Source organism: uncultured Chloroflexus sp. (genome assembly GCF_937129525.1).
Lineage (GTDB): Bacteria > Chloroflexota > Chloroflexia > Chloroflexales > Chloroflexaceae > Chloroflexus.
In genome coordinates, this window is sequence record NZ_CAKZNK010000154.1 from 38,932 (window position 1) to 49,268 (window position 10,337).

A 10,337-nucleotide genomic window follows, 5' to 3' on the forward strand; every position below is an offset into this window, starting at 1 on the left:
ACGGATATGCGCTCGCAACGGCACATATTTCTCTCAATCGGTCAATAACCGTTTGCCTTGCGAATGCATAATCAGCGGCCACACCTCATCGGCAGGCACTGGCTGCGCGATCAAGTATCCCTGCAACACGTCGCAACCCATACTGACGAGTGCCGCGCGTTGCTGCTCGCTCTCAACGCCCTCAGCGATCACGGCGAGGCCGAGACTATGGGCCAGATTGACAATTGCGCGCAACAAGGCCCGGCTGTTGGTCACCACATGACTCTGTTCATCGATTGCGCGCACAAACGCCTGGTCGATTTTGAGCGCATCGAGGCGAAGCTGACGCAGATACGCCAGCGATGAATAGCCGGTGCCGAAATCATCGAGCGCAATCCGCACGCCCATCTGGCGCAACTGATCGATCTGGCGCGCGGCGTAGATCGGGTCATCGAGCATGACGCCTTCGGTAATTTCGAGTTCGAGGTACGGCGCAGGGAGACCGGTCGTATTGAGGACAGCCGCCACTTCGGCAACGAATTCTGGCCGCAGCAACTGACGCGCCGAGATGTTAACGCTGATGCGCAGCAGCGGGTACCCGGCCTGATGCCAGGCCATGACCTGCCGGCACGCCTCGCGCAAGACCCAGGAGCCAAGCTCAATAATTAAATCGCTCTGTTCTGCAATCGGCACGAACTCACCAGGTGGAATCGAGCCGCGTTGCGGATGATTCCAGCGCACCAGCGCTTCGACGCTGGTGATCGTCTCGCTGACCAGATCGTATTGGGGCTGGTAATAGACTGCTAATTCATGACGTTCAATGGCGCGACGCAATTGCGCTTCGAGCGCGAGGCGGGTATGAGCGCGGCGACTGTGTTCAGGCCGGTAATGGAGAAAGCCGCTGCGTTTGAGTTCCTTTGCGCGGTGCATCGCGCTATCGGCGTTTTTGAGCAGCGTTACCACATCGACCCCATCGCGCGGAAACAGGCTGATGCCAATGCTTGCGGTGAGGCGTAATTCTTGCCCTTCATGGACGTATGGCGTCTGAAGTGCATCAAGCAGCCGTTGTGCGGCAATATCCGCCAGGCGGGCGTCGGGCAGATCGGGCATCACCAGCAAAAACTCATCGCCCCCCATGCGACCGAGGGTGTCTTGCGGTCGAACACATGCCGCAAACGCTTGACTGACATGCTTGAGAAACCGGTCACCGATGGGATGCCCTAACGAGTCATTCACCTGTTTAAACCCATCGAGATCGATAAAGAGCAGCGCGACACTATGACGTCGTTCGCGCGCATCGCGCAGCGCCAGTTCGATCCGTTCTTGCAACAGATGGCGATTGGGAAGGCCGGTCAGCGCATCGTAGCGCACCTGATAGTGCAGTTGCGCGTTGAGCTGGGCATGTTCGGCGATGAGGTAGAAGAGTTCGGCAGTGATGCGCAGCAAGGATTGATCACGCTCATGCATCCAGCCGGTTTGCGGGCACAAAATGATGAGGGCGCCGTTGGTGTTGCGCAGCGGCCAGACCCATCCACGCTGCACACCATACTGGTGGAACTGTTCCCAGAAACCGTGCAGTTCGATGAGATGCGGCGGCGACTGGTGGTGTGCGATCAATGTCGGGACACGCGCCGCAATCTGCCCGGCATCTTCAGCCAACCGTTCGCTCCACGCTGCGGCCTGATTGCCAATGCCAACCCAGACTAACCAGTGCGGTCGTTGCCGTTCAATCAGATTGACCAACCGTTCGAGTATGGCAGTCGTCGGCGCGTGTTGCAACAGAAGGGCGAGAATCTCGGAACGGTCATGTTCGAGGAACGTTGTCAGCTTTTGAGCGCTAATATCACGATGGAGCGCAATATAGTGCGACGTCTGTCCGTGTTCACCCGTTACAGGTGAGAGGCTCAGATCGACCCAAATGGGTTCGCCGGCACGGGTGTAGTACAAAAGTTCTAACCGTATCGGTTGGCGTTGTTCCATCGCCTCCCACAGCGCGGTCAGCGCTGCCGCATCGGTGGCCGGGCCGTGAAGAATGCGGAGACTCCGCCCGATCAGTTCGTTGACCGCGTAGCCGGTCAGGCGGCTACACGCTGCGTTCGCGTAGCGAATGAACGGGCCAGGCGCGTGGATTGGTTCGGCATCAAGAATCAACACCGCGTCATTGGTCTGTACCACCACTGATTCCAGCAAGCGCAGACGCTCTTCGGTATACTTGCGCGCGGTGATGTCGCGCGCGACAATCAAGGTGCCGCCGTTTGCCAGCTCATCGTGGTAGAGTGGATCGATGCTCACGTCAACGATCAGTTCGCGTCCGTCAGGCAGCCGGTGAATCATTTCGCCCCGCCAACCGGCGCCGTTTTGCGCCGGTGACGAAGCGCGCGGGTGCGGCAATTGCTCGGCAGTAAACAACACGCTCAGCGGTTGATTGATGACCGCTTCCGGTCGAACGCCGTACAGATACGCAGCCATATCGTTCAGGTACATGATGGCGCCGCTACTGTCGGTGACAATCACCGCTTCACTGATTTGCGCTAATACCCGCGCTCGCACATTGAGCTGCCGCTCTGCTTCCAGCCGATCGGTAATCTCATACCCGATACTCAAGACCTGCCATTCACCAAAGCTCTGGATGAGCGTACCTTGCACCTCGACCACGCGCATCACCTGATCGCGAGCGTAAATGCGGAAGCGCGCCGGCGTGAGTGTTCGTTTCTCGCGCAACTCCCGACGACGCTGCCAAAAGAGATCGTGTTCTTCGCCGGCGAGAAACTCGGTGAGCGGGCAGTTGATAAGGTCAGCCGGATCGTCCACGCCAAAGATACGCGCGCCGGCGGGGTTGCAGTACCGAATCACGCCTTCGGGAAAACTGCTGATCATAATCAGCATTGGCGCCAGGTCAAGCACCTGCTGATGACGGCTTTCGCTCACTCGCAGCGCATAATCGGCTGCGAGCGGCGCCGTCACGTCGCGCCCGCTGACAATAAATCCCTCAATTGCGCGATGATGCAGATAGTTACAGCAACACAGCTCGAAGATGCGCCAACCACCTTCAGCGTGGCCCAAACGAGCATGCACCCGCCTCGGTACACATTGACCGGCTTCCAGGCGCGCCAGTTGTGACTGCAATGCGTGGTGATCGTCGGGATGCACCAGATCGGAAAAGGAGCTGTGGAGTATTTCTGCAGGTGTGTAGCCGAGCAGCGAGTGAACTGATGGGCTGGCGAAGCGGATTGTGCCATCGGTGGCTACGACCAACACAATTTCAGTGAGATGCTCTAACAGCGCATCGAGCAGTGGTGCGGTGGTTATACCGTTGAGAAGTGTCGGTTGATCGGGTACATGATTGTCAGTCATAAACTGGCCAGATCGGGTGTGGATCGTTTGCCGCTGCTGCTAAGTATACCGCGTTTACTGCAGAGCGTTGCAATGATAATGAAAAAAGCCTGCCGGTGGCGGCAAGGCGTGAACGACAGGGTTCAGCGACCAATCGGGATCAGGTGAAAAGTTGCCAGACATCAAACCCAAGTGAAAAGAGGATGATAAAGAGAATAACACTTGACAGCGGGAGCATGTCGAAACGACGAGGGTGACGGGTTTGCCAGAAATAGCGCAGACTGCGCACCAGCATGGCAATGGCCAGCAAATCAAGCAAGACGACCAGCGGCAACGAAATGTCGGTAGTCAGCCCGATGAGCGGTAAGACGATCGGCAACAAGACGTATTGCAACGTACAGCGGGTGGCCGAAATGAACAACGAGAGACTGAAAGCGCGTTCGCCTGGTGTTGCCGGCACTACGTCGTCAATTGCGCTATCGTCAAGATCTTCGTCGGCAGACTGCAGCGCCGCCGGTTGCGGTGGCAGGAAAAGAAGCCGATCAAACATGCGATCAAGCGTGTCGGTGATGGCAGACATAGGCAATTACCACCTTGCGCTAATTTCTTCCTTGCTTTGTCATTATACCAGCATTTGCTGCCATATCAAAACGGTGTCGTTTCCTCCACTGACGGAGATATATCAGATCAGGTTGGGGTATACTGAGCTTAGCGAAGCAATATCGCTGGCAAGCGCATGCATCGTCGGCCAGATTGATGCGCGCGGTAACCCACAGATGTTGCTGGTCTGGCTTGTGGTAATATCGACCTGTTTTTACATTTGGTAGAATCTGCTCTATGCAACACCTCAAAAGTGTCATTGCGCTCGGATTGCTTCCACTTGCCGGCTGGTGGTGGTTTGAAAGCAATGTCTTTATCACAGCATGGCTGCTCGGCCATAGCGAAGGCTTTCAGCGGTTTGTGATCTGGATGATCTCAACGTTGCAAAGCAGTGGCTATGTGACGATCATTGTTCTCGGCGTAGTGTATCTCCTGTCCAGTCTGATCGAGCTAATCTGGTGGCCGACGGGTGGCATGGCAAAGCGCTGGGGCGTCACGGCGGTGATCTTCTGGCTGGTGGTGGTGGGCTTGGAAGCGATTGGCATTTTCAACGGCTACAGTGTGCGCTACTTCGGCATGTTTGCAGTCGATGGCCAACCGCCGCCCGAGTGGGGGCTTTGGTTGAGTGGCGTGCCGCTGGCGTTGCTGTTTGCTGCCGGCCCTGAAGGTGTGATCCGGTGGGCGCTGATCACGATCGCTACCTGGTCACGCCAGATCTTCTTTCGCCAGGCGCCGGCGCGCGAAGGGTGACGGCTCAACCGGTGCCGGTTGACAACCGCCGCGCCACCGACCAGATCAGGGCGAGACACGGTCTCGCCCTGACAGGCGCCTGACTGTTAATTCTCTTCCTCTCTGGTGAGCTGTTCAGGAATCAACCGCTCGACAATGACGACATCGCGCCAGCGGCCATCGAGGCGGGCATGTTTTTCGTAGATCCCCACTTCGCGAAAGCCAACCGATGCCAGCATCGCCCGACTGGCGGTATTCTCAACGAACACCCGTGAAAGCAACTTCCAGAAGCCGGCGCGGGCAGCAGCTTCGATCAGCGCCAGCATGGTGAGGCGACCGATGCCGCGTCCTCGCCATTCCCGCTCGACATACACCGAGAACTCGGCGATGCCGGCGTAGCACGCCCGCGTCCGGTACGGGAAGGTGGCGGCAAAGGCGACGATCTGGTCGTTGACCACCGTGACTACAATCGGGAAGCGGTTGCCAAACCATTGCGCCACCTCGTCGGCAGTGCGCATGCGTGTTTCAAAGGTGGCAATGCGGTCGGCAATGCCCTGATTGTAGATGGTGGCAATCGCTGCCGCATCAGCCGGTGTGGCCAAACGGGTGAATACACTGCTCATCGGTTGACATCCACTACCACCCGCCCGCGCGTCTGGGCATTGGTGATCTGCTCGGCGTAGGCCGGTAGATCGGCAAACGGGATAACGGTTGTCATTCGGTCAAGAAGATCTGGCGAGAGATCGCGCGCCATGCGTTCCCAGGCCCGTAGCCGTTCCTCGCGCGGCACCATCACCGACTCGACACCGATCATCGTTACCCCACGCAGAATGAACGGGTACACCGTAGTGGTAAACTCGGCTCCGCCGGCGTTGCCGCAGATCGCAACCGCGCTCCGCATCGCCATCGAGCGCAACACTCCGGCGAGTACGGCTCCGCCAACCGTATCAACGGCGCCACCCCAGCGTTCGCTTTCGAGCGGACGACCGGGCGCACTCAGTACGTTCCGGTCAAGAATGCCGCTAGCGCCAAGTTCGCGCAGATATGCCTCTTCGTGGGGGCGACCGGTGGCAGCGATCACCTTGTGACCGGCTTTTGCCAGTAAGGCGACGGCGACGCTGCCAACGCCGCCGGCAGCGCCGGTAACCAGCACTTCGCGGTCGGGAATGAAGCCGTGACGTTCGAGAGCCAGCACGCAGAGCATCGCAGTGAACCCTGCTGTACCCAGCGTCATCGCATGCAGCAGGCTCATTCCTGTCGGTAGCGGCACCAGCCACTCGCCTTTGACACGGGTATACTGACTATAACCACCCCAATGTCGCTCGCCAACTCCCCAACCGGTGAGGATAACCTCATCGCCGGGCCGGTAACGCGGATCTGCCGATTCGACGACGGTGCCGGCGAAGTCAATTCCCGGCGCGAGTGGGCTCGCGCGCAAAATTTTGCCTTTGCCGGTAATCGCCAGGCCATCTTTGTAGTTGAGCGTCGAATAAGCCACTTTGACTAACACCTCGCCAGAGGGGAGTGCGCTTAACGGCAACTCGCGGAACTCGACTCGCCGGCCATCAGCTCCTTCTTCCACGACCAGGGCGGTAAAGCGTTCTTCGCTCATCGGTATGCTCCCTTGCTGCTGTAGCGCTTGTCTGCTGTACTGTCGATTATAATAAATGCAGATGCCTTTGCCAAACCGGGTAGCTGTGGTAACATCAGGCGTCAGGATATGCATCTGGTGCGGTAGCTGTCAAGATTTGTTTGTATGTCTGGCAGCGCTGCAAGTGTATGAGCTACGATACAACGGTCGCTACCTGATCAGGAGCAGTTTAGTCCGTTGCCTGTCCTGACCGCATCACATTCGGAGTCATTATGATCCATGCACTTGATCACGTCGTTATTCTTGTCGAACATCTACCGTCGGCAGTGGCCGCGTATACCGCAGCCGGTTTTGTCGTTGCTCCTGGTGGTGAGCATGCCGATGGCGCAACTCATAACGCGCTGATTAGCTTCCCCGATGGTACCTATCTGGAGTTGCTCGCCTTTCGGCGCGCTGCGCCCGAACACCGCTGGTGGCGACATGTGGCCGCCGGGCCGGGGTTGATCGATTTTGCCCTGCTGCCGACCAATACCACTATTGCAGTCGCCGCCGCTGCCGATCGCGGTCTGATGATGAACGGCCCGGTTCCCGGTGGTCGTATCCGACCCGATGGGTTGAGTCTGGCCTGGGAAACGGCGTGGCCGCCGAGTCCTGATCTGCCGTTTCTCTGCGGCGATGTGACCGACCGCGCCTTTCGCGTTCCCGATGCCGATTTTTGGGGGCACAGTAACGGTGCGCGCGGGATTGCTGAGGTGATCGTGGCTGTCACCGATCTGGTGGCTAGCGCCGGACGGTATGCTGCTCTGCTCGGCATCACGCCGCAGGCTGCTCCCGCTGAAGCGCGCATTCCACTCGGTGAAAGCGCAATTGTGTTGCGCGGTCCCGACTCTGGCGACCAGCAGGTGCTCGATCGACTGGCGCGGCGCGGTGAAGGGATCTGCGCAATCACGCTGCGCGGCCTGAACTTTCCCGATCTTTCTGCGACGTTGGGGGCAGCGATTATGGCTGCGCAATAAACGCTTTACACATCAGTAGTGAGAGTAGTGAGGTTTGCATTCATTTTGTTTCAAGACCCGACCCTCACTAACCAGCTTTCATCATGTCAAACGATTTTGACCATTTTAGCCAGCGAGTGCGCGCCGAGCGCGGCAATTTTTTTGATCGCGAACGTTCGATCACACTGGTGCGCGCGCCGGGATGGGTTGATCTGTTCGGCGGTCTGGTCGCCGACACCGGACTTCTCTCATTGCTCTGGCCAACCGGAGGCGGGGTACTGGTTGCGATCCAACCTGATCCCGAACCGATCATCCGGTTTCGGGTTGGTCAGCGCACCGACTCGATCCCCTGCACGGCGCTCTTTCTGCCCGGCGGGCCGCGCGAATATGCTGACGCGGTCGGCGAGATTGATCGCCATCAGCCGCCGCGCAGTCCATGGTGGGGGCCGGCGCTGATGGCATGGGTAGCCCTGATGCGGGAAGAGTTTGTCCGGTTTGGCGGCGGCGCTCGCGTCATCCTTCAATTTAGTGACACTTCGGTCCCGGCAGCCAGTGTGATTGTGGCGGTCGCGCAGGCCCTTGTCACCGCTTACAGCATTCACGTAGCGCCGCGCGAGCTGGCAATCACCTGCGCCGAAGGGTTAGTTCGGCTGACCAACCGCGGCGCCGAACTGCCTGGAACACTGGTCGCGGTGAGCGCTCAGGCTGGCGAAGCGATGATGGTGAACGCGCGCGCGGCCCAGATCGCCAGCAGCGTCCATCTCCCGCCTGGCTGCGCAGTATGGACGATACGGGCAGGCGATGAGCCGCGTCAACCATTGGCGCGAGTGCGTTCGGCGTTAGCCCGCATTGATCAACTCGTGAGCGAGAGCAAGGCCGAGGCGACCCTGGCCGATCTTGGGATCAGAGGCGTGCTTCATCATTTGCGTTATCAGTTGACGGAAACGATCTTTGCTGGTGAGCGTCAGCCTTCCGTAACACTGACAGCGCTGGCCACGTTTGCGTTAGCCGAGCATCAACGATCCAGAATCGGCCTGGCGTTGTTACGCGCCGCCGCCAACCGCATGCAACGCGAGGATGATCTGCGTCTCACAGGCGAATTGTTGACCCAAAGCCATTGGGAACAGGCAGCACTGGGATTAACCGATCCGCATGCCGATGCACTGGTTGACCGGCTTGTTTCACCGGCCATCTTCGGAGCGCGTCAGCCGGTGGCGACCACACAGGCTACGCTGGTAGTGTTTGGTCGCAGTGATGCCGATGATGAGGTGCGACGGGTTGCCGCTGACTATCACGCTACCACCGGCTTGCCGGTCAGCGTAACCGGTGGCAGTGTAGCCGGGGTGAGCGTGTCCGGGGTGCGAAGCGGAGGACACAACTGACACCTGATCGGTGCCCTCGCCAGGAGTTAACGATATGTCGCATCCACACTATTGCGCGCAATGCGGTTCGCCGGTGGCAGCCGATGAGCGATTTTGCCCTCATTGTGGCGCGCGGATTCCGGAACTACCGCTACCGGTCATGCCACCGTTACCGCCGGCGCCGGCCAGCGTCGCGCCGCAGCGCACAGGTAGCAAGATCGCGATCTGGATTGCAATCGGGCTGATCGGGCTGGTTATTGTGGGTGGGGGCATTAGTTTCGCGTTGACGAATCGTTCTGCGACAACAGCGAGTCCATCCACTGCAACTGCCACGCTGCGCCAGCCGGAAACTGCGACCGGCGTACCGCAGCCATCGGCCACACCGCTAAGCGGGGTGATCGGCCAGCCAACTCCGATAGGCGCTGCTGCGCTGGCCCGCGCGACGCAAGCGCAGACTGCACAGGCTCAGGCCCTGCGCGCTCCTACACAAACTGCACAAGCCCTTACTCAGACTGCACTGGTCATTGAAGCTGAAGTGAATGCGCTTTTTGCCGAGTCCCGGCGCGTGTTTTACGATGAATTCATCGATAACCGCAACGCCTGGTTTACCGGCATCTTCCAGGAGATCGAACTCGATCTGATCGAAGACGGCGTGTTTAAAGTGTTCTGGACTGGCAAAGGCACATCATATGAACTCTACGAACTCAGCTCATTCACCAATTTTATCAGTGAGGTAGATTGTCGTATCGCGCGCGGTGGCGGCGATGGCAGTTGTAGTCTGGTCTTTGGGCATCGCCGTGATACCGGTTTTTACAAGTTTGAATTCTTTATCGACTACTACCGGCTCTTTACCGTTCCGATTGAAGGCGAGCTGGTGACGCTTGCCGAAGGCGATCCTCGCCAGTTCACAACCATAGGTGAGATGAACCGGTTGCGTGTCATTCGCCAGGGTGACCGGATTCGTTTATTTATCAACGGTGTTCTGGTCGGTGACCTGCGCGATACCACCTTTGCCGCCGGACGCATCGGGGTTTCGACCACATGCTATCGCGATGAAGGTGGGGTTGAAGTCCACTTCGATAACTTCGCGATCTGGTCACTGCCGGATGGTTCATGATCGCCCGGCGGCTCGATGGCATCGTTAACAGAAACAGCGAGGAGGTGACATAGTGGAGTCTCCTTTTCCCCATCTTCTTGAGGAATTTATCGTTGTCAATGCGCCGATGGCGCAGGTCGAGCGCGTGATGACTGAGCAATCACTCATGCAACGCTGGATGTCGCTGGCGGTTCGGTTCGAGCCACTCGATGGATGGCGATTCGACGTGGGCGCGCCATGGCGGTTGCAGCTCACCGGCCTTGGCCCGCTCCTTGAAGCCGGTTATGTGGTGGCCGATCGGCGGCCCGGACTGGTATTGTGGGCGTTTGATGGCTTCTGGGAGGGATTTGATGCCTGGCAGTGGTTGCCGTGGCAAGGTCGCAGCGATCAGACCCTGATCCACAACCGAATCGAATATCGCTTGAAGGTTCCCGGTCTCGATCTGATCTGGCCGTTGACTATCGCGCCCCTGATGAAATTCGATGCCGGCGTTCAGATGAAGCGGTTGCAGCAGGTATGTGAAGAACATTGATCACATATGCGCGATGTGCTCCATGTGTTAGTGGAAATCTGCACTATATTATATCATTATACGGTTGCGACTGATACCAAACTGCCCTGAATGCCTGACGCCATAGATACCGTGTTCGCAG

At 58.5% G+C, this 10,337-nt stretch carries 9 protein-coding genes; 5 read left to right on the plus strand and 4 right to left on the minus strand.

Translation table 11 applies throughout. The features are described from left to right. Positions 1 to 33: 33 nt before the first annotated feature. Together Q0650_RS18500 and Q0650_RS18505 are read right to left on the minus strand one after the other, a co-directional pair. A complete protein-coding gene (locus Q0650_RS18500; protein WP_298821709.1) occupies positions 34 to 3,333 on the minus strand; it encodes an EAL domain-containing protein in 3,300 nt (1,099 codons plus the stop codon). A 139-nt stretch (positions 3,334 to 3,472) separates the two neighbouring features. Beyond that, a complete protein-coding gene (locus Q0650_RS18505) occupies positions 3,473 to 3,892 on the minus strand; it encodes a hypothetical protein (RefSeq protein ID WP_298821712.1) in 420 nt (139 codons plus the stop codon). A 257-nt stretch (positions 3,893 to 4,149) separates the two neighbouring features. Between Q0650_RS18505 and Q0650_RS18510 the strand changes: the two genes are divergently transcribed. After that, positions 4,150 to 4,662 (plus strand): hypothetical protein, encoded by a 513-nt coding sequence (locus Q0650_RS18510; RefSeq protein WP_298821714.1) that lies wholly within the window; start codon positions 4,150 to 4,152, stop codon positions 4,660 to 4,662. An 86-nt stretch (positions 4,663 to 4,748) separates the two neighbouring features. Here the strand turns inward: Q0650_RS18510 and Q0650_RS18515 are convergent, their stop codons facing one another. Beyond that, positions 4,749 to 5,264 carry an arsinothricin resistance N-acetyltransferase ArsN1 family A gene (locus Q0650_RS18515; protein ID WP_298821716.1) on the minus strand — a complete coding sequence of 172 codons (516 nt, stop codon included), beginning with the start codon at positions 5,262 to 5,264 and terminating at the stop codon, positions 4,749 to 4,751. After that, a complete protein-coding gene (locus Q0650_RS18520) occupies positions 5,261 to 6,253 on the minus strand; it encodes an MDR family oxidoreductase (protein ID WP_298821718.1) in 993 nt (330 codons plus the stop codon). The genes Q0650_RS18515 and Q0650_RS18520 overlap by 4 nt, the downstream gene beginning before the upstream one ends. A gap of 251 nt (positions 6,254 to 6,504) precedes the next feature. Here Q0650_RS18520 and Q0650_RS18525 point away from each other — a divergent pair, with 251 nt between their 5' ends. The 4 genes from Q0650_RS18525 (at position 6,505) to Q0650_RS18540 (ending at position 10,216) form a co-directional block, all read left to right on the plus strand. Beyond that, on the plus strand, positions 6,505 to 7,248 hold the full coding sequence (locus Q0650_RS18525) for a VOC family protein (protein ID WP_298821719.1): 744 nt from the start codon (positions 6,505 to 6,507) through the stop codon (positions 7,246 to 7,248). A gap of 83 nt (positions 7,249 to 7,331) precedes the next feature. Then, positions 7,332 to 8,609: a hypothetical protein gene (locus tag Q0650_RS18530; protein ID WP_298821721.1), complete on the plus strand. Its 1,278-nt coding sequence runs from the start codon at positions 7,332 to 7,334 to the stop codon at positions 8,607 to 8,609. Between the two features lie 34 nt (positions 8,610 to 8,643). Continuing rightward, positions 8,644 to 9,705, plus strand: a complete 1,062-nt coding sequence (locus Q0650_RS18535) for a zinc-ribbon domain-containing protein (RefSeq protein ID WP_298821723.1) — start codon at positions 8,644 to 8,646, stop codon at positions 9,703 to 9,705. Between the two features lie 52 nt (positions 9,706 to 9,757). Continuing rightward, complete coding sequence (locus Q0650_RS18540) at positions 9,758 to 10,216, plus strand: SRPBCC family protein (RefSeq protein ID WP_298821725.1); 459 nt, start codon at positions 9,758 to 9,760, stop codon at positions 10,214 to 10,216. Positions 10,217 to 10,337: the final 121 nt, after the last annotated feature.

Bases quoted from the DNA above. Each gene is read 5' to 3' on its own strand.
- Q0650_RS18515 (WP_298821716.1), bottom strand. From the start codon at position 5,264: ATGAGCAGTGTATTCACCCGTTTGGCCACACCGGCTGATGCGGCAGCG.
- Q0650_RS18510 (WP_298821714.1), top strand. From the start codon at position 4,150: ATGCAACACCTCAAAAGTGTCATTGCGCTCGGATTGCTTCCACTTGCC.
- Q0650_RS18525 (WP_298821719.1), top strand. From the start codon at position 6,505: ATGATCCATGCACTTGATCACGTCGTTATTCTTGTCGAACATCTACCG.
- Q0650_RS18505 (WP_298821712.1), bottom strand. From the start codon at position 3,892: ATGTCTGCCATCACCGACACGCTTGATCGCATGTTTGATCGGCTTCTT.
- Q0650_RS18520 (WP_298821718.1), bottom strand. From the start codon at position 6,253: ATGAGCGAAGAACGCTTTACCGCCCTGGTCGTGGAAGAAGGAGCTGAT.
- Q0650_RS18530 (WP_298821721.1), top strand. From the start codon at position 7,332: ATGTCAAACGATTTTGACCATTTTAGCCAGCGAGTGCGCGCCGAGCGC.
- Q0650_RS18535 (WP_298821723.1), top strand. From the start codon at position 8,644: ATGTCGCATCCACACTATTGCGCGCAATGCGGTTCGCCGGTGGCAGCC.
- Q0650_RS18500 (WP_298821709.1), bottom strand. From the start codon at position 3,333: ATGACTGACAATCATGTACCCGATCAACCGACACTTCTCAACGGTATA.